The sequence below is a fragment of the Promicromonospora sp. NPDC090134 genome (assembly GCF_044746965.1).
GTDB lineage: Bacteria > Actinomycetota > Actinomycetes > Actinomycetales > Cellulomonadaceae > Promicromonospora.
In genome coordinates this window covers 162,898-181,805 of the sequence record NZ_JBIVCZ010000003.1, presented here as the reverse complement: position 1 = coordinate 181,805, position 18,908 = coordinate 162,898, and the positions used below count along the sequence as shown (strand labels likewise).

Genomic DNA, 18,908 nt, shown 5'->3' with positions numbered 1-18,908 from the left:
GAGGACGTCTTGCCCGCACCAGCAGCTGAGCGCGCCGTTCCCGAGCGCACCGTTCCCGAGCGCACCGTTCCCGAGCGCACCGTCGCCGAGCGCACCGTCGTCGGCATCGTGGGCGGCGGACCCGCCGGGCTGCTGCTCTCGCACCTGCTGCACCGGTCCGGCGTCGACCACGTGGTGCTGGAGGCGCGCTCCCGCGACGAGATCGAGCACACGCACCGCGCGGGGATCCTGGAGGCGGGCGCGGTGCAGGTCCTGGTGGACGCCGGCCTGGACCGCGTGCTGCGCGACGGATCCCGGCACGACGGCATCGTTCTGCGCTTCGACGGCGCCGGCCACCGCATCGACCTGACCGGCCTCACCGGGCGCAGCGTGTGGCTCTACCCGCAGACCGACGTCTTCGTCGACCTCGCGACCCGGCGGGCGGCCGACGGCGCGGACGGCGTCGGCCGCGAGGGCGCCCAGGTCCGGTGGGGCGCGACCGTCACGCACGTGCTCGACGGCGACACCGACCGGCCCGGCGTCCTCTGGACCGACCCCGAGGGCGACACCCACGAGCTGCGCTGCGACGTGCTGGTCGGCGCCGACGGCTCGCACTCGACCCTGCGGCACACCCTGCCCGAGGCGCAGCGGCGCACGTTCGTCCACGAGTACCCCTACGCGTGGTTCGGCGTCATCGTCGAGACGCCGCGCAGCGCGCCCGAGCTCGTGTACACGGCGTCCGAGCACGGGTTCGCGCTGATCAGCCAGCGCACCGACACCCACCAGCGCCTCTACTTCCAGTGCGACCCCGACGAGGACCCCACCGGCTGGAGCGACGACCAGATCTGGGCCGAGCTGCAGCGCCGCGTCGCCGGGCCCGACGGCTTCCGCCTCGTCGAGGGCCCCGTCGAGGAACGGTCGGTGCTGCGGTTCCGCTCGTCCGTCGTCGAACCCGTGCGGCACGGCCGCATGCTCCTGGCGGGCGACGCCGCCCACACCGTCCCGCCCACAGGAGCCAAGGGCTTGAACCTGGCGCTCGCGGACGTCGTCGTGCTGCACGACGTGCTGGAGACCTGGCTCGCGGGTACGGACGACGCCGTGCTCGACGAGTACGGCCGCCGCGTCGCAGAACGGGTGTGGCGCGCGCAGCACTTCTCCGCGTGGATGAGCGGCATGCTGCACTCCCACCCGGGCGAGACGGGCTTCGCCGCCCGACGGCGCCTGGCCGAGCTGCGCACGCTCGCCGCCTCGGAGTCCGGCCGCCGCTTCCTGGCGGAGGGCTACACCGGCTGGGGCCCGGTGCTCGGAGGGGGAGCACTGTGAGCGCGGAGGTCCCACGACGTCGAGAGGGAGACGAGATGACGGAACGAGTGCCCGCCTCAGGAGCTGACAGGTCAGGAGCTGACAGGGCGGCTGCTACGGCGCCCATTACGGCACCTGCTACGGCACCTGCTACGGCACCTGACGCGGCGGCCGACACGCAGGCGCAGCTCAGCGCTGAGATCGAGGCCGCGCACCGGGCGTACGAGGAGGGCCTGGCGCAGGGCGCGCCGCAGGAGCTCGGTCCGAGGCGGGACTGGCCGCCGTACCGCAGCTCGCTCCTGCGGCACCCGACCAAGGACCTGCACCACGCCGACCCGGAGACGATCGAGCTGTTCGCGCCCGTCTTCGGCGAGCGGGACATCGGCGCGCTGGAGTCCGACCTGACGGTGCAGCGGGGCGGCGAGCCGATCGGCGAGCGGATCGTGGTGCGCGGCCGGGTGGTCGACGGCCAGGGCCGGCCCGTCCGACGTCAGCTCGTGGAGGTGTGGCAGGCGAACGCCGCCGGGCGGTACGTGCACAAGCGCGACCAGCATCCGGCGCCGATCGACCCGAACTTCACCGGCGTCGGACGCGCGCTGACCGACGACGACGGCTGGTACCGGTTCCAGACCATCAAGCCCGGCCCGTACCCGTGGAAGAACCACTTCAACGCGTGGCGTCCCGCGCACATCCACTTCTCGCTGTTCGGGACCGAGCTCACCCAGCGCGTCGTCACGCAGATGTACTTCCCCGGGGACCCGCTGTTCGCCCTCGACCCGATCTACCAGTCCATCCAGGACCCCCGGGCCCGCGAGCTGCTGGTCGCGAGGTACGACCACGACCTGTCGCAGCACGAGTGGGCGACCGGGTACCGGTGGGACATCGTGCTGTCGGGATCGCACCGCACCTGGACCGAGCCGGAGGACGGCGATGAGTGAGCGGACACCCGAGTCGGCGCGCGACGACCTGCTCCCGCCGACGCCGGGGCAGACCGTCGGGCCGTTCTTCGGCTACGCCCTGCCCTACGCGCGCGGCAACGAGCTGGTCGAGGCCGGCACGCCGGGCGCCGTGCGCCTGCACGGGACCGTGTACGACGGTGCGGGCGCCCCCGTCCCCGACGCCCTGATCGAGATCTGGCAGGCCGACCCGGCGGGTGCCGTCGTCGGCCGGTCCGGCTCCCTCCTGCGCGACGGGACCTTCACCGGCTGGGGCCGCGCCGAGACGGACCGCGAGGGCGGCTACTGGTTCCGGACCCTGACGCCGGGCGCCACGGAGCCGGGCCGCGCCCCGTTCTTCGCGGTGACGGTCTTCGCGCGCGGCCTGCAGGACCGCCTGCACACCCGCGCGTACCTGCCGGACGCCGACCTGGACGCTGCCCCGCGCAGTATGGGTCCGGACGGCGTCGCACTGTATGACGAGGGCCCGGACGTCGCCGCCCTGCACGACGAGGGCCCGGACGTCGCTGCCCTGCATGACGAGGGCCCGGACGTCGCTGCCCTGCACGACGAGGGCCCGAACGGCGTGGGCCCGGACGGCGTCGGCACGCCGGCTGCGGAGGCGCTGCTCGCCTCGCTCGAACCCGGTCGGCGCGCCACCCTGGTCACATCGCGCGAACCCGACGGGTCGCTGCGGTTCGACATCCGTCTCCAGGGCGGCCCGGAGGGCGAGGAGGAGACCGTGTTCCTCACGTACGACACGGCAGCGCACGGAAGCACGATGCACGGTGGTCCGCGGGGCGGCGCCGATGCCTGACGTCGGCCTGCTGATCCCCGGCGCCGACCTCGGCCCGGGGTCCCCGGCCGCGCTCACCGACGACGTGGCGGTGCTGCGGGCGATGCTCCGCGTCGAGGCGGCTTGGGTGCGGGTCGTCGTCGGGCACCAGGCGGGCTGCGACGGCGACCTCGACGCCGTCGTCGAACGCCTCGCCGGGGCGGACGACGACGCCGACCTCGATTCCGACCTCGATTCCGGCCTCGACGGCGGCCTCGACGCCGACCTCGACGCCGTCGTCGAACGCCTCGCCGGGGCGGACGACGACGCGCTGGCCCTCGCCACACGGCTGGCCCGCGCCGGCGGGGCCGGGGGAAACCCGGTGATCCCGCTGGTCGCCGTGTTGCGCGAGGCGGTAGGTCCGCGTCTCGCGCCCGCCGTGCACGCGGGCCTCACGTCGCAGGACGTGCTCGACACCGCCCTGGTCCTCGTGCTGCGCGACGCCGCTCGGAGCGCCGTGACCGACCTTGACCGTGCGGCCGCGGCGGCGGCGCGCCTCGCGGCCGAGCACCGCGCCCGGCCCGCCCTCGCCCGCACCCTCGCCCAGGCTGCGGTGCCCACCACGCTCGGAGCGCGGTTCGCCGGCTGGTTGCAGGGCATCCTCGCCGCGCGGGCCTTCCTGGACGCCGTCTCGGACGCGCTGCCGCTGGCCTACGGCGGCGCGGCCGGCGAGCTGTCCGGGCTCGCCGTGCTGTCCGGGTCTGCCAACCCGTCCGGGGCAACGGACCTGACCGGGGCGACCGGGGCAACGGACCTGACCGGGGCGACCGGGGCAACGGACCTGACCGGGGCGACCGGGGCGACCGGGTTGGCTGCGCTGACCGGGGCGACCGAGCTGGCGGAGGCGACCGAGCTGGCGGGGGCGACCGAGCTGGCGGAGGCGACCGAGCTGGCGGAGGCGACCGAGCTGGCGGGGGCGACCGAGCGCTCCGGAGTGGCTGCGCCGACGGCGTCAGCCGACGACACCGGGCCCTCGCGCCCCGAGTTCGCCCTCGTCGAGGCCTGGGGCGCGGCGCTCGGGCTGCCGGTCGGCCCGGCACCGTGGCACGCCACGCGGACGCCGATGGTCCGGATCGCCTCGGCGCTCGCCGAGACCTGCACGGCGCTCGGCAAGGTCGCGAACGACGTGCTGCAGGCGGTCCGGCCGGGTGCCGGTGAGCTGCGCGAGCCGGCCGCGCCGGGACGCGGGACGTCGTCGGCCATGGCGCACAAGCGCAACCCCGTGCTGTCGGTGCTCGTGCGGCGCTCCGCGATCGTCGCGCCGCACCTGGCCGCGCAGGTGCTCGGGGCCGCGGGGCTCGCCGTGGACGAGCGGTCCGACGGCGCCTGGCACGCCGAGTGGCCCGCCCTGCAGCTGCTCGCCCGGCACGCGATCGCGTCGGCGCACGCAGCGGCGGAGCTCCTGGAGGGTCTGGAGGTGGACGCCGACGCCGTGGCCCGGAACCTGCGCGACGGCCTGCCCGACATCCGATCGGCGCCCGACGTCGAGGCGGCGGCCGCCGTCGTCGGCCGGGTGCTGGACCAGTACGCCGAACAGGCGGGGCAGGGAACATGACCGCGCGACCCAGGCTGGGTGCCGTCGAGTTCGTGCTGCGCGACGCCACACGCCCGCTGCTGGTGCTCGGGCCCTCCCTGGGCACGTCGGTGGCGGCGCTGTGGGGCGACGCCGTCGGGCTGCTGGCCGGTGTCGGCGCTGCCGCAGACGGAGGTCGTGTCGCCAGGGGCACCGGTGTGGGGGGTGCGGCTGCCGACGAAGTCGTCGACCATGCTGGTGCTGGTGCTGGTGCTGGTGCTGGTGCTGGTGCTGGTGCTGGTGCTGGTGCTGGTGCTGGTGCTGGTGCTGGTGCAGGTGCTGCCGTCGCCGCCGGAGTCGGAGTCGGCGTTGGTGTAGATGTCGATGGCGCCGCCGGTGTCGCTGCTGATGGCGCCGCCAGCGAGCTCGACGTGATCGGCTGGGACCTGCCGGGCCACGGCACGGCGCCGACGCCGTCCGCGGACGAGCTCGACGGGTTGAGCATCGCTGATCTCGCCGATGCCGTCCTGGGCGTCGTCGAGCGCGCGCAGGAGCGGCGCGGGGACGTCGGGGCGCCGTTCTGGTACGCCGGTGTCTCTGTGGGCGGTGCGGTCGGTCAGCGGTTGCTGCTGGACGCGCCCGACCGGGTGCTCGGCGCGGCCCTGATCTGCACAGCGACCTACTTCGGCGAGCCGTCGGGGTGGGCTGAACGCGCCGAGCTGGTGCGGCTGGCGGGCACACCCACCCAGGTGGAGGCCGCGGCGCGGCGCTGGTTCGCGCCCGGGTTTCTAGACCGCGAACCGCAGGTGGCCCTCCGCCTGCTCGCCGGCCTGCAGACCGCCGACCGCTTCGGCTACGCCGCGGTGTGCGACGCCGTGGGCGCCCACGACCTGCGGGGGCGGCTCGGCGCAGTCGGCGTCCCCGTCGTCGCGATCGCGGGCAGTGCGGACCCGGCGACGCCGCCCGCGAAGCTCGAGGAGATCGCCGACGCCGTCCCCGGCGCACGACTCCAGGTGCTGGACGGAGCGGCACACCTCGCGCCGGCGGAGCGGCCGCAGGCCGTGGCCGACCTGGTGCGCGATCTCGTCCGGGGAAGGGTGACAGCGTGACCGACAGCAGCGAAGTCCCGAACAGCGCCGAACAGCCGAACAGCAGCGAACGGCCGAACAGCGGCGAACGGCCGAACAGGGGCGAGACACCGAGCAGGGACGTGTCGTCGGACAAGGGCGAGGCATCGATCGGGAGGGACGCGCCGGACAGCGGCGAGGCACTGCTCGGTCACGAGGCGTCGAACAGTGGCGAGGCGTCGAGCAGGGACGTGTCGTTGGACAGCTCTGAGGCGTCGAACGCGGGTGACGTGTCGGACAGCGGCGACGCCGTGCGTGGTGGCGGCGCGCCCGGCAGCGCCGATGCGGTCGAGCGCGCCGAAGCTTCGAGCAGTGCTGGCACGTCGAAAGACGAGAGCGTGGCGAGAAGCCTCGGTGCGTCGAGCCGTGGGGCCGCGCCCGGCAGCGGCGTCCCCGCGAGCAGCGTTCCCCTGAGCAGGCCCCTGAGTCGTAGGCCGGAGCGTGGCGACGACGTGCGTCGGCACGACGGCGCCGCCGTCCGACGCCAGGTGCTCGGGGACGGGCACGTGGACAGCGCAATCGTGGGTACCACGGCGTTCACCGCCGACTTTCAGGACCTCATCACGCGGTACGCGTGGGGCGAGATCTGGAATCGTCCGGGCCTGGACCGGCGCAGCCGCTCGATGATCACGTTGACCGCGCTGATCGCCGGCGGGCACTGGGACGAGCTGGCGATGCACGTGCGGGCCGCCGTCCGCAACGGGCTCAGCGTCGACGAGATCAAGGAGGTGCTCCTGCAGACGGCGATCTACTGCTCGGTGCCGAGCGCGAACCACGCCTTCAAGATTGCCCAGAAGGCGCTGGCCGACGAGGGTCTCGTCTGAGTCTGAGTCTGAGTCTGAGTCTGAGTCTGAGTCTGAGTCTGAGTCTGAGTCTGGGGCTGGGCTGGGGCTGGGGCTGGGGCGTCGGGGGAGGGCGACCTTCAACCTGAACCTGAGCCTGCCCGTGGTCCCGAGCCTCAACTTCTGCTTGAACCCGTACCGGAGTCCGCACCCGAGATCGCGCTCGGCCCGAGCCGGGCCCTTGCCGGCCCCGGACCCGGAGCCTCGTCGTGGGGGTGCGAACGAGCACTCGGGCGACGCGCGGTTCGCCGGTCCGACGGGTGACGGTGCATCCGCCGCCGCATTATCTTGAGGCATGACCAGCGCGCCCCCGCCTGTACCTGGCGGCCCTGACTCCGCCGGCCCCGCCAGCCCCGACCCCGCCAGCCCCGGCCCCGCCAGCCCCGGCTCCGCAAGCCCCGGCTCCGCCAGCCCCGACCCCGCCAGCTCTTTCCCCGGATCCGACCGCGGCGTCGGAGCCACGCTCACCCCGGGTTTTCGCGGGCGCCCGCGGCCCGCGGGCGTGACTCTCCCTCCCGGGCAGTACAAGGAGGAGGGCTTCCCGGTTCTCTCCGCAGGGCCGACGCCCAACGTCGACAGCCGGACCTGGAGCTTCACCGTCACCGACGAGTCCGGCGCCGCGAAGACCTGGACGTGGGCGCAGCTGATGGCGCTGCCCCAGGAGACGCCGACGGTCGACATCCACTGCGTCACACGCTGGTCCAAGTTCGGCACCCGCTGGCGGGGTGTGTCCCTGGACGTCCTGCTCGCGGACGTCGAGTCCACCGCCGACTTCGCGATGGTCGGCTCCTACGGCGGCTACACGACCAACCTTCCGGTCGCCGACCTGCTGGGCGGCAAGGCGTGGATCGCGCACACCTTCGACGGTGCGCCGCTGCACCCCGAGCACGGCGGCCCCGCACGGCTGCTCGTGCCGCACCTGTACTTCTGGAAGTCGGCGAAGTGGGTGCGCTCGCTCACGCTCATGCCGACGGACCGGCCCGGCTTCTGGGAGAAGCTCGGCTACCACGACCTCGGCGACCCGTGGCGTGAGCAGAGGTACCAGGGTGACTGAGGCGGTGGGCGCCCGGCTCGGCCGCCGCTACGCGGTCCCGTCCGGCTGGCAGGTCGCGACCCTGCTGGAACGACGGGCCGAGAGCGCCTCCGCGGAGACCCTCGTGCTCGACGTCCCGGAATGGCCCGGTCACCAGGCAGGACAGCACCTCGACCTGCGCCTCACCGCGCCCGACGGCTACACCGCCGAGCGGTCCTACTCGCTGGCGAGCGGCCCCACGCCGTCCGGCAGCGGGGGCGTGGAGGTCACCGTCCAGCGTGTCCGGGACGGCGAGGTGTCGCCCTACCTGGTCGACGACTTCCCGCCCGGGGCGGCCATCGAGGTGCGCGGGCCCATCGGCGGATGGTTCGTCTGGGATCCGGCGCGGGACGCGGGCACGCCCGTGCTGCTCCTGGCCGGCGGTTCGGGGCTGGTCCCCGTCATGTCGATGGCCCGCGCCCGCCGCCAGTCCGGCGACCGGACGCCGTTCCGCCTGATCTACTCGGTGCGCACGCCGGAGGACCGGCTGTACACCGACGAGCTCGACGCGCTCGTGGCCCGCGGCGACGGGTTCGAGGCGAGCACGATCTTCACGCGGGCGGTCTCGCTGACGGCGCTGCGCGGCCCGCGTCGGCTCACCTCCTCCGAGCTGGCCTCGTGGGGCTGGCCGCCCGAGCTGGAGCCGCGGGTGTACGTGTGCGGTCCGACGGGGTTCGTCGAGGCGGTCGCCCGCATGCTCGTGGCCCAGGGCCACGATCCGGCCCGGATCCGGACCGAACGGTTCGGGCCCGCGGGCAGCTGAGCGGCTTCTGCGCTGGTGAACGGTCGATCCGGGCTTGCCGGAACTCGGTCCAAGCGTTTGCGCAGTCGCCCCGGCCAGCTCGGTCGCGGGGCCCGTCCCGGCGGGTGCGCACCGAGCTGGCCGGCGTCGGTCGGGCACGAACTGGGCACTCTCGTCCCGCCCGGTCGAAGTGCGTGGTGAACGGTGTGCCTTGGTGACTGCCTGGTCATGTGATGCTCGTGCGGGTGGGGTGTGTGACGTGCCCGTTCGGGTGCGTGAAGTGCCAGCCCTCGTCGTAGTGCATGGTGATGTCCTGCGTGTCGACGAGGTCGTGGTGGTGGTAGCAGAGCAGGGCGGCGTTGGTGGTGGAGGTCTCGCCGCCGTGTGCCCAGTGGCGTAGTGCGTGGTGGACCTCGCAGCGCGTGGGCGGTTGGTCGCACTGGCCGTAGACGCAGTGCTGGTCGCGGGCGATGACCGCCCGGCGCAGCTGCCCGGTGACCGTACGTTTGCTCCGGCCGACGTCCAGGATCTGTGAGTCGGATCCGAACACGATGCGGGTGACCTCGCTGTCACAGGCGATGCGGCGCAGGAGCGAGGTCGGCACCGGGGTGCTCGTCTCGGTGAAGACGGCAGGACGCTTGATGCGAGGAACGCCGTCCGGGCCGATCGAGCTCGTCGGTCCGGTCGGGACGCTCGTGCCCGGGTGCTCCGCGTCGCTCCGGGCGGCGCTCCTGGCGGCGAGGGCCTGGAGCTCGGTCCAGGACACGGTCACGCTCAGGTGCGGGCGGACGGATGCGCCGGTACCGGTGCGGCCGGTGTCGAGCACGACGCGGCTCAGGTCGGCGAGGGCCTGGGCCCGGCGCTGACCGGGCGTGCGGTCATCGCCGGTGGCCGGTGCGCCCATGATCGAGCCGATCGCCGTGGTCAGCGTCTGGCCGTGCTCCTCGGTGAGGAACCCGCTCAGGTGGTAGCCGCCCAGCGTGGGTGCGACGTCGAGGTACTCGCGCTGCCTGGCCTTCGTGTATCCGCGCTCGTCGGCGTCGGGGTCCGCGTGGCGGGCGAAGTAGCGCACCAGACCGCGGAACCGGTCGGGCCCGTTCTGGGTCGACCAGTCGAGCAGCTGCTCCTCCCACGTAGGCTCGGCTGAAGTCGTCGGTGTCCCCGTCGTCGGCTCGTCGGGCACAGGTCCAGCGGGTGCGTCCTCAGCGGGACCCGGGTCAGGGGCGGAGCCGGCCTGGTCGATGGTGGGCACGTCGACCGCCGGGGCGGCCAGGGCCTCGGTGCGGGTGGCGCTGGTGGTGGTGACGTCGACCAGGACCCGGATCTTGTCGATACCCACGTGACCCGCCAGGCCTGCCGACAGGGTGGCGGGCAGGTGGTCGCGCAGGGCCCTGGCGGTGCGGACGTCGCGTCGGGCGGTCACCGTCTGGACGTCCTCGGCGCGAGCCAGCCAGACGGCGAAGGTGCGTGCGCCCGTCTGGGCCCAGAGCCCGGCGGCCTCGATCCGGGGCAGGATCGACCAGCGCACGGCATCCATGCGCGCGCCGGCCACGCGCAGGCGGGCGGACGCCGACACCAGACCCGAGGTCGTCATGGGCTCGTGCGGTGGTGCGGTGAGCTCGTCCAGCAGCGCGTCGAGGTCGGTCAGGACGTCCTCCAGGGCACGCGGAGTGCCTCCACGCTCTTCTCCTGCCATGGTTCACACCACCTCTCGTGCGCGATCTCGAACGCCAGGTTCGCCCTACGGCGTTGTTGCGAGTCTATCGAACGAATGTGCTGTGGGTTGGGCAGAAAAAAGATCTGTGGATAACTCTTCCGTCCCGCGAAGCCTCCGCCTCACGGCGACGTCCTCCCGGAATCCGTGGCGAAAAGGAAAGGGCCGGCCGGCCCCTCAGGACCGGCCGACCCGTCAGCCACCTACCGAATACCCCCTATCGAATACCCCCTAGCGAGCTCCACGCACCGAGTTCCTTCGACCGAGCCTCGCTACTTCTCACCACGCCCCAGCTTGGACGGCCACCAGATCTTCCGGCCGATGTCGTACGTGAGCGCCGGGACCAGCAGCGAGCGGACGGCGAACGTGTCGAGCAGCACGCCGAACGCGACGATGAAGGCGAGCTGGACCAGGAACAGCACCGGGATCACGGCGAGCGCCGTGAACGTCGCGGCGAGCACCAGGCCCGCCGACGTGATGATGCCGCCCGTCAGCCGCAGCCCGCGCAACACGCCCTCGCGGGTGCCGTGCACGAGCGACTCCTCTCGGACCCGGGTCATCAGGAAGATGTTGTAGTCGATCCCGAGCGCCACCAGGAACACGAACCCGAACAGCGGGACCGCCGGGTCGGCGCCCGGGAAGCCCAGCACGTCGTTGAAGACCAGCGCGGAGACGCCCATGGCGGTCCCGAACGACAGCACTGTGGTCAGGATGAGCAGCACGGGGGCGAGCACCGCGCGCAGCAGCAGCATGAGGATGACCAGGATCACCACGAGCACGATCGGCACGATGACCGTGCGGTCGCGGATCGACGCCTCGTTCGTGTCCAGGTCCGTCGCGGACTCGCCGCCGACCAGGGCCGCGGGCAGCTCGTCGGCGTAGGCGGCGCGCAGGTCGCGCACGGTCTGCTCCGCGGCCAGCGAGTCCGCGGCGTCGCCGAGCGTGCCCTGGAGCAGCACCGCGCCGTCGGACACCACGGGTTCCGGGGCCGGCGAACCGGGCGGGCCGAAGGGCTGCACGCCGTCCTTGGTCACCGGCGCGGTCGAGCTCGCGGTGTCGGCCGTGATCGCGACGTCCTCGATTCCGTCGTCCGCCAACAGGACGTCGGCCGCGCGCTGCAGGTCCTCCTGCGGCGCGATCACGTAGACCGGGCTGCCCGACCCGGCCGGGAAGTGCTCGGCGAGCCGCTCCTGCCCGTCGCGTGCCTCGGAGGAGCCCAGGACGAGCTCCGACTGCGGCACGCCCGAGGCCTGGAGCTGGGTGATCCCCAGGCAACCGAGAGCGAGCACCGCCGCCGTCGTGATCCAGATGGTGCGCGGCCTGGAGCGGATCGCGCGCGAGACCCGTCCCCACAGCCCGACCTCCTCGGCGCCGGACTCCGCCGCGGAGGGGTCGTAGACGGGGCGCCGCGGCCAGAACGCCGCCCGGCCGAACGCCAGCAGCAGGGCCGGGAGCAGCGTCAGCGCGGCGAGCATCGAGAAGGCGATGCCGACGGCGGCGACCGGTCCCAGCGTGCTGTTGGACCGCAGCTCGCTGAACACCAGGCAGAGCAGGCCGGCGATGACGGTGCCGCCCGAGGCCAGGATCGGCTCGACCGAGCCGCGCAGCGCGCGCAGCGTCGCGGTCCACCTGTCCGGGGTGTGCAGCAGCTCCTCGCGGAACCGCGCCACGTACAGCAGCGCGTAGTCCGTGGCCGCGCCGATCACGAGGATGAACAGGATGCCCTGGGTCTGCCCGCTGAGCAGCAGCACGCCGGAGTTCGCCAGGTGCCACACCGTGAGCAGCGCGATGCACAGCGCGAACATGCTGGTGGCGAGCACCGCCAGGGGCAGCAGCAGCGATCGGTAGACGATGATCAGGATGACCAGCACCGCGGACAGCGCCACGCCGAGCAGCAGGCCGTCGATCCCGGCGAACGCCGACGCCAGGTCGCTGGTGAAGCCCGCGGGGCCCGTGACGTACAGGTCGACGTCGGCGGGCAGGTCCTCGGCGAGGGTCTCGCGCAGCTCGGCGGTCGCCTCGCCGACGTCGGCGTCGCCCGACAGCGGCACGAACGCCTGGGCGGCGACGCCGTCGTCCGACGGGATGGCGGGGGAGACGTCGCCGTCCACCACGTCCAGGTCGCCGACCGCGGTCAGCCGGTCACCGAAGGTGGTGAGGTCGTCGTCGGACAGCTCGTCCGGCGAGACGAAGACGACCAGCGCGGGGATCGCGTCGCCCTCGGTGAAGCCCGAGAGTCGTTCCTGCACCTCGGTCGCCTCGGCGGTCTCGGGCAGGTAGGCGGTGCGGTCGTTGGAGGAGACCTCGTCGATCCGGCCGAAGTACGGGCCGCCCACGGAGGCGCCCACGAGCCAGACGAGGATGAGGACGGCGGGCAGGGTCACCCGGAGCCAGCGCGGTACGCGCGAGGTCATGGTGCGAGGGCCGGGTGTCGACGGGCCGGAGGTGGGTGCGGTGCTCATGCGACGACCCGCTCCCAGCTCGCCACGTCGCCGGGCACGGCGACGAACAGCGGGTGGGCGGCGGGCGTGCCGGTGGAGGCGAGCCTCGGCCGGTACTCGGGCGAGCGGACGGCGAGCTTGCGCAGCAGGTGCTGCCGCTCGAGGTCGAGCTGCCCGGTGGTCACGACGATCCTGCGGTCGTCGCGCGTGCTCGGGTCCAGCGGCTGCGCGATCCGCTCGGCGTCGAACCGGTAGCCCCGCCGCGTCGCCTCGTCCCGCACCCCGTGGAGGTAGCTGGAGATGGCGGCGACCGGGTCCGGGTGCGCGGAGAAGCGCTCGAGCTGGGGGTGTGCGGTGTATCCCGCGGTCCGGCCGAGGAGTACGGCCTGCGCCAGGAGCGCCTCGCGCCAGCAGGCGACGAGCCCCTGGCGGTCGAGCAGTGCGGGATCGAGCGACCAGAGCCTCATGGGCGTCGTCGGCTCCTTCTCTGAGGTGTGGGTGCCCGCTCCCCGCACAGGGCGCGGGCAGGCGGTTCGGGGCACAGTCATGCCAGGGTTGCCAGGAATTTTAGCTAGCCAGGCTATATTCAAGTGTATGACGCAGTATGTGCAGGGGTAAAATCCGAGCGTGGAGCCAGAACCCGTGCCGGATACCGAGTCCCAGCCGTCGATGCTGGACCCCCGAGTCATGGACCCGGACGAGGAGATCGTGCACCGGGCCGGCATGGACGAGCGGGACGTCGACCAGGTCGTGCGCGTCCTGGAGGCCCTGCGCGGCTGGCACGAGACCGAGCGCCGCATGAGCGAGGCGTCGCGTCGATACATGAAGCTCGGCGAGACCGACATGCGGGCCCTGCGCTTCATCATCGCCATGCAGAACCACGGGCGCATCGTGACGCCGGGCGCGATCGCCGAGCACCTCGGCATCACCACCGCCTCGACCACGAAGCTGATCGACCGGCTCGCCGCGGGCGGCCACGTGCACCGGTTCCCCCACCCGTCCGACCGGCGCAGCCTCGCGATCGAGGTGTCCGTCGAGACGCGGCGGGCGGCGCGGGAGACCGTGGGGCGCAGCCACGCCCGGCGGTTCGACGCCGCGGCGCGGCTGACGCCCAAGGAGCGGGAGATCGTCGCGCGGTTCCTCGACGACCTCGCGAGCACGGAGCACGAGCCGGACTAGGGCCTGTCCTGTGACCAGGCCATTCACAGGACAGGCCCTAGCGCCCAGGTCGCTCGCACGTCCGGCCGCTCGCACGTCCGGCCGCTCACACCTCCAGCAGCACCCGGACGTCCCACGGGCCGAGCTCGAGCCGCTCGCCCTCGGCCAGATCCTCACCGCTGAGCAGGTCGCGGACCGCGCCCGGCAGCACGAAGGCGCTCGGGTCCCAGGACCACGAGTGCACGAACCGCACCCGCTCGCCCGCCGGGTTCCGCGCGCCGGTCACCGTCTGCGACGGCGACTGGGGGCGCCACCGCGGGGCGGCGTCGGCCACCCGCCCGTCCGCCGGACCGCTGTGCCGCGCCACCCAGTCGAGCACCGCCCGGGCCAGCGTCGGGTCGGGCACGGTGCCCACCGTGGTGACCCGGCCCGCGCCGTGCGCGCGGGTGGTCACGGCGGGCCAGCGGCCGAAGTGCGGGTGCTCGTAGCCGACCAGCACCTCGGCGTCCAGGACCTGCAGCCCGTCGACCCAGCTCGTCGCGTGCGCGCCGGCGAGCGCGCCGTCGGCCACGTCGAACCCGGCCGCGGCGTGCACGGGCAGCGGCGCGTCGATTGTGGCGAACTCGTCGTAGAAGACGCCGGCCGCCGCGCTGAGGTGCGCGGGCTTGCGCTCCGCCCGGGCGCGGGCCTCCTCGTCCTCGTACCCGGTCCGGATGCCCAGCACGAGGTGGCCGCCGGCCGTCGCGTAGCGCTCCAGCCACTGCAGCCAGGCGTCGTCGGCGATCGTCACGCCCGCCGCGACCAGCACAGGATGCTCGCGCGCGGCGTCCTCGGGGGTGGCGTCGGTGAGCTGGGCGTCGTGCACGAGCCGCGCCTGCAGGCCGGCGTCGAACGCCCCGCGGTAGAAGGCGTCGAAGATCCGGTGCCAGCCGCGCGGGTCCGGGCCGGCGCCACCGCCGAGCTGCGGGAACTCGGCCAGCGACCACTTGCTCGGGTTGGACCAGACCAGGGCGACGTCGGCGTCCGGCGTCAGGTTCGCCACCGCGGAACCGGCCGTCCGCAGCTCGGCGCCGAGCTCCGCGACCTGCCGGTAGACCCGCCCCGGCTCCAGCGAGTGCGGCAGCACGCCGCCCCAGTACGTCTCGGTGCCGTAGGGGAGCGTGTGCCAGTGCCAGTACTCGATCATGGTCGCGCCGCGCGAGACCAGCGCCCAGGCGGCCTGGCGCCACTGGCCGTCGTAGGCGGGCTCGTTCAGCCAGGGTCCGCCGATCGCCTGCGCGTTGGTCTCCGTGACGAGGAAGGGCGCCTGCTTCGAGGCGTACATCCGGTCCGCCGTGGCGTAGAGCGACCACGTGCCCGTCGTCATCCAGGTCTGGCCCGGGTCGGCGCTCGGGGGCAGGGCCAGGTGGTCGCGCATCCGGTAGTACGGGTTGCCTGCGGTCACGTCCAGCTCGCGGGTGAGCGCGTCGTCCTGCACGCCCGGGCGCTCGTACGAGATGCAGGTGGTGACGAACTGGTCCTCGCGCGCGTACTCCCGCACGACGTCGGCCTGCCAGCCGATGAAGTCCGTGGTGAGCTGTGCCTGGAACCGGCGCCAGGCGAGCGCGTACTGCGGCTGCGCGTTGCCCGACGGCGTCCACAGGTCCGCCCACGACGACAGCCGGTGCGACCAGTACGTCAGCCCCCACTCGTCGTTCAGCCGCTCGACCGACCCGTACCTGCTGCGCAGGTGGTCGACGAACCGCTCGAAGACTTGCCGGTTGTGGAAGATCTCGTTGCCGGGCTCGTTGTCCACCTGGAAGCCGACGACGGCGGGGTGGGCCGCGTACCGCGCGACGACGGCGCGGATCACCCGCTCGGCGTGGAACAGGAACGCCGGGTGCGTGTAGTCGATCTCCTGGCGCGCGCCCCAGCCCATCGCCCGGCCGTCCGCACGCACCACGTTGATCTCCGGGTACAGCCGCGCCAGCCACATCGGCACCGCGTACGTGGGCGTGCCGAGCACCACCCTGATGCCGCGCTCGTGCGCGCCGTCGAGCACGGGCTGGAGCCAGTCGAGGTCGAAGCGCCCGTTCTCGGGCTCCCACGTGGACCAGACCGACTCGCCGACCCGGATCACCGAGAACCCGGCCTCGACCATGAGGTCCAGGTCCTTCTCCAGGCGCCGGGTCCGCTGGTCCTCGGGCCGGTGGTACTCGTGGTAGTACGCGGCGCCGAACAGGACGCCGTCGGTCAGGTGGTGCAGGGGGCTCATGACGGCCTCTCGGGTCTGTGCGGGTCGGTGTGCGGGTCAGGGGTGCGGGTTGTCGGGTGGTGTGCTTGCGGGCGGCGTGGTCTCAGGCGGCGTGGTCTCAGGCGGCGGCGCCGTGCTCTCCCGGACCACGAGCTGGGTGGGGACCAGCCGGTGCCGCTCCGCGGGCGGCCGGCCCTCCACGGCGCGGAGCAGCCGGTGCACGGCCAGGCAGGTCACCTCGGCGAAGTCCTGGCGCACGGTCGTCAGGGGAGTGGACAGGTACTCGGCCTCCGGTGCGTCGTCGAAGCCCACGACGCTGACGTCGTGCGGCACCCGGAGTCCGGCCAGCTCCACGGCCCGGACGGCTCCGATCGCCATGTGGTCGTTGGCAGCGAAGATCGCGGTGACGGGGGTGCCGGTGCCAGTGCCGGTGCCGGCGTCGGAGCCGGCGCGGCGCAGCAGCTCGGTGGTCGCCTCGTAGCCGGAGCGGGGGCTCCAGTCGCCGTGCACCACCTCGGGCGCGGCCACCCCGGCGTCGGCCAGCGCGCTGTGCCAGCCGGCGATCCGGCGGGCGGTGGCGGACCAGCCCGCGGTGCCCGCGACGTGGTGCACGGTGCGGTGCCCGAGCGCCAGCAGGTGCCCGGTGGCAGCCCGGGCCCCGGCCAGCTCGTCGGCGCCCAGCACCAGCTCGTCGGGACGGGTTCCGGCGGACTCGTCCGCCGTCGTCGGCGAGCCGAACGTGAGGACCGGCAGCCCGCCCGGCAGGCGCAGCTCCGGGTGCCCGAGGTCGATCGGCTCGGAGAGCACGAGGCCCGCGACGTCCTGCGTGACGAGCTCGTCGATCGCGGCCTGCAGGTCGGCGACGCCGCCGCCCTGCGTGCGCGCGACGCTCAGGTGGTAGCCGGAGCCCCGCAGGGCGGCGTCGACGCCCTGAAGGATCGACGTCGGACCGTACAGCGCGGTGCCCATCGTGACCATGCCGATGCGCCGGTTCCGGCGGGTGACCAGGGCTCGGGCCGCCGCATTCGGGCGGAAGCCCAGCTCCTCGATCACCGCCTGGACCCGCGTGCGGATCGCGTCCGCCACGTGGGGCTCGCGATTGACCACGCGCGAGACGGTCTTCTGCGAGACGCCGGCGCGACGGGCGACGTCCGTCATCGACACGCGCTGTGCGGCGCCCATGGACCAGCTCCCTCGCTGTGCTCGGACCGTGTCTCGGCCGGGCCGTGAGCCTGTTCGGATCCCGCCCCTGTCCCACCCTCTGACTCGTGGCCCTGCTCGTGGTCGGACTCTCGGCTGACTACGTAGTCAACCTGGGCGAGCGAACCACGTCCTGACTACGCAGTCAAGGGTCCTGGCGTCGTTGCGCTGGACGTCGTTGCGCTGGACGTCGTTGCGCTGGACGCCCGCCCAGCCACGAGTAGCCGACGGCGGTGACGGCGACGGCGCAGAAGATCCCGGCCGGCGCGACCGTCCCGGTCAGCAGCACGGCGGTGACGAGCGCGGCGCTCGCGGCGGCGAGCTCGGGCCGGCGTCGGCGGAGGCTGGAACGCAGGCCCGGGTCGGCGTTCTCCTTGGGTGTGACCACGAACCTGGCGCCGTTCCCCGCGGCGACCCGCAGGACGGCGCGCAGCGCGACGACGGCCACGGACGCGTAGAGCATGGCGCCCCGCACGAGGAAGGAGATCGCGGCCAGCACGGAGCCGGCGACGGAGATGGCGGTCGACCGGCCCTCCGACCGGCCCTCCGACCGGCTTCGCGACCGGCCTCGCGACCGGATCAGACGGAGCGCCTCGGGCAGCAGCGGCACCGCGCCGAGGATCCCGAGCGAGGCGCCGAGCGGGACAGGCAGGCCCGGCGCCTGGCTGGCACCCCCGCCGGCCGCTGCCGCGACGGCGAACGCGAACAGCGAGACCGTCATGGCAGCGCCCACCAGCGGCGAGGCGAGGTCCACGAACACGTCCAGCCGCCGCGCGGGGCGGAGCCGCGGGTCGAACAGCAGACCGCCGCTGCGGCCGAGGAGCTGCATGGCCCCCTCCGTGAACTTGCCGAGCTGGGTGGTGAACGCCGCGTGGTCCGTGGGCGCGTCCTCGACGGAGACCAGGTCCGGCACGTACCGGACCGCGTGCCCGCGACCGGCGAGCTCCAGGGTCAGCGCGGCGTCCTCGGCGACGACCTCGGGAAAGCCGCCGGCCGCACGCAGGGCGCCGACGTCGAGCAGGGCACCGCGACCGGCGAACGTGGCGATGCCGAGCGCGGACCGGCCCGCCGACATCGCGCGCAGGTGGGCGTCGAACATCCCGCGGAAGTCGTGGACGAACCGGGTGCCGCCGCGCCGCGAGCGGATCTCGCCCTGCACCACGGCGACCCCGCGGTAGGCGCGGAGGTGGCGCAGCGCGGTGCGGACGAAGTCCGGGCCGATCTCCTGGTCGGCGTCAAGGATCACCACGGCGTCCACCGCGTCGGCGTGGTGGCGCAGATAGTTGTTGAGATTGCCCGCCTTGAAACCCCGCCGGTCCGCCCGCCGCACGACCTCCACGGCGCCCGGCGCGCAGCCCGCGGCGAAGGCGTCGACCGCGGCCAGGGCCTCGCTGGTGCGCGAGTCGTCCAGGATCACCGTCCGGACCCGCCCGTGGGACTGCCGCATGCTCCGGCGCACCACGTCGGGCCGGAAGTCGTCCGCCGTCGGGTACAGGAGGGCGACGACCGAGTCGAGGTCGAGGCGCGCCTCCCGTGCCCGCGACCCGACGGAGGGGTGCCGCGACCGGCACGACGCGGCCAGCAGCAGGGCGGCCCGTGCCCCGACCAGCCATGCCGCGGCGATCGCGCCGGCGGCCGGCGGCATGGTCACCCACAGTGCGGGGGTCGACGGCGGGGCGCCCGCGGCAAGTGCGAGCCACGCGAGCGCGGCGAGCCCGCCCCAGGCCAGCGCGAGCGACAGCGCGGGCAGGACGGCGGAGGACATGCTGGCCGGAGCAGCCGGACGGCGGGGACGCGGAGGGGGTCCATCGGGGC

General features: G+C 73.8%; 16 protein-coding genes and 1 pseudogene. 10 read left to right on the top strand and 7 right to left on the bottom strand.

Translation table 11 applies throughout. The features are described from left to right. Positions 1-9: 9 nt before the first annotated feature. From ACIPN7_RS10460 to ACIPN7_RS10435, 6 genes and pseudogenes are all read left to right on the top strand, one after another. On the top strand, positions 10-1,302 hold the full coding sequence (locus ACIPN7_RS10460) for a 4-hydroxybenzoate 3-monooxygenase (protein ID WP_400540879.1): 1,293 nt from the start codon (positions 10-12) through the stop codon (positions 1,300-1,302). Positions 1,303-1,337: 35 nt separating this feature from the next. Next, positions 1,338-2,219, top strand: coding sequence for a protocatechuate 3,4-dioxygenase subunit beta (gene pcaH, locus ACIPN7_RS10455; protein WP_400540876.1), 882 nt, complete (start codon positions 1,338-1,340; stop codon positions 2,217-2,219). Next, complete coding sequence (pcaG, locus tag ACIPN7_RS10450; protein ID WP_400540873.1) at positions 2,212-3,033, top strand: protocatechuate 3,4-dioxygenase subunit alpha; 822 nt, start codon at positions 2,212-2,214, stop codon at positions 3,031-3,033. The genes pcaH and pcaG overlap by 8 nt, the downstream gene beginning before the upstream one ends. Further along, the gene (locus ACIPN7_RS10445; RefSeq protein WP_400540870.1) at positions 3,026-4,606 is read left to right on the top strand and encodes a lyase family protein; all 1,581 of its coding nucleotides are present in this window, start codon (positions 3,026-3,028) and stop codon (positions 4,604-4,606) included. Before pcaG ends, ACIPN7_RS10445 begins: the two co-directional genes overlap by 8 nt. 183 nt (positions 4,607-4,789) lie before the next feature. Further along, positions 4,790-4,942: a hypothetical protein gene (locus tag ACIPN7_RS10440; protein ID WP_400541999.1), complete on the top strand. Its 153-nt coding sequence runs from the start codon at positions 4,790-4,792 to the stop codon at positions 4,940-4,942. Positions 4,943-4,974: 32 nt separating this feature from the next. Continuing rightward, positions 4,975-5,673, top strand: a pseudogene (locus ACIPN7_RS10435) (alpha/beta fold hydrolase); the annotation flags it as partial. A gap of 169 nt (positions 5,674-5,842) precedes the next feature. Here the strand turns inward: ACIPN7_RS10435 and ACIPN7_RS10430 are convergent. Continuing rightward, a complete protein-coding gene (locus ACIPN7_RS10430) occupies positions 5,843-6,013 on the bottom strand; it encodes a hypothetical protein (RefSeq protein ID WP_400540867.1) in 171 nt (56 codons plus the stop codon). Positions 6,014-6,113: 100 nt separating this feature from the next. Here ACIPN7_RS10430 and pcaC point away from each other — a divergent pair, with 100 nt between their 5' ends. The 3 genes from pcaC to ACIPN7_RS10415 all read left to right on the top strand — a co-directional run bounded on the left by pcaC (position 6,114) and on the right by ACIPN7_RS10415 (position 8,368). Further along, positions 6,114-6,515, top strand: coding sequence for a 4-carboxymuconolactone decarboxylase (pcaC, locus tag ACIPN7_RS10425; RefSeq protein ID WP_400541970.1), 402 nt, complete (start codon positions 6,114-6,116; stop codon positions 6,513-6,515). Between the two features lie 520 nt (positions 6,516-7,035). After that, entirely contained in the window at positions 7,036-7,587 is a 552-nt protein-coding gene (locus ACIPN7_RS10420) for a sulfite oxidase-like oxidoreductase (protein WP_400540864.1), read from the top strand. Further along, a complete protein-coding gene (locus tag ACIPN7_RS10415; protein ID WP_400540861.1) occupies positions 7,580-8,368 on the top strand; it encodes a ferredoxin reductase in 789 nt (262 codons plus the stop codon). Before ACIPN7_RS10420 ends, ACIPN7_RS10415 begins: the two co-directional genes overlap by 8 nt. Positions 8,369-8,573: 205 nt before the next feature. Here ACIPN7_RS10415 and ACIPN7_RS10410 read toward each other — a convergent pair whose 3' ends face one another. From ACIPN7_RS10410 to ACIPN7_RS10400, 3 genes are all read right to left on the bottom strand, one after another. Then, positions 8,574-10,043 (bottom strand): DUF222 domain-containing protein, encoded by a 1,470-nt coding sequence (locus ACIPN7_RS10410; RefSeq protein ID WP_400540858.1) that lies wholly within the window; start codon positions 10,041-10,043, stop codon positions 8,574-8,576. A gap of 290 nt (positions 10,044-10,333) precedes the next feature. Then, positions 10,334-12,523, bottom strand: a complete 2,190-nt coding sequence (locus ACIPN7_RS10405) for an MMPL family transporter (RefSeq protein WP_400540855.1) — start codon at positions 12,521-12,523, stop codon at positions 10,334-10,336. Further along, complete coding sequence (locus ACIPN7_RS10400; RefSeq protein WP_400540852.1) at positions 12,520-12,969, bottom strand: pyrimidine dimer DNA glycosylase/endonuclease V; 450 nt, start codon at positions 12,967-12,969, stop codon at positions 12,520-12,522. The genes ACIPN7_RS10405 and ACIPN7_RS10400 overlap by 4 nt, the downstream gene beginning before the upstream one ends. A gap of 160 nt (positions 12,970-13,129) precedes the next feature. On the opposite strand from ACIPN7_RS10400, the gene ACIPN7_RS10395 reads away from it, so the two are divergent. Next, on the top strand, positions 13,130-13,681 hold the full coding sequence (locus tag ACIPN7_RS10395; protein ID WP_400540849.1) for a MarR family winged helix-turn-helix transcriptional regulator: 552 nt from the start codon (positions 13,130-13,132) through the stop codon (positions 13,679-13,681). 85 nt (positions 13,682-13,766) lie between these two features. On the opposite strand, the gene ACIPN7_RS10390 is transcribed toward ACIPN7_RS10395, so the two are convergent. The 3 genes from ACIPN7_RS10390 to ACIPN7_RS10380 form a co-directional block, all read right to left on the bottom strand. Beyond that, on the bottom strand, positions 13,767-15,914 hold the full coding sequence (locus ACIPN7_RS10390) for a beta-galactosidase (RefSeq protein WP_400540846.1): 2,148 nt from the start codon (positions 15,912-15,914) through the stop codon (positions 13,767-13,769). A gap of 36 nt (positions 15,915-15,950) precedes the next feature. Continuing rightward, positions 15,951-17,075 carry a LacI family DNA-binding transcriptional regulator gene (locus ACIPN7_RS10385; protein ID WP_400540843.1) on the bottom strand — a complete coding sequence of 375 codons (1,125 nt, stop codon included), beginning with the start codon at positions 17,073-17,075 and terminating at the stop codon, positions 15,951-15,953. Positions 17,076-17,238: 163 nt separating this feature from the next. After that, positions 17,239-18,858 carry a glycosyltransferase family 2 protein gene (locus ACIPN7_RS10380; protein WP_400540840.1) on the bottom strand — a complete coding sequence of 540 codons (1,620 nt, stop codon included), beginning with the start codon at positions 18,856-18,858 and terminating at the stop codon, positions 17,239-17,241. Positions 18,859-18,908 lie beyond the last annotated feature (50 nt).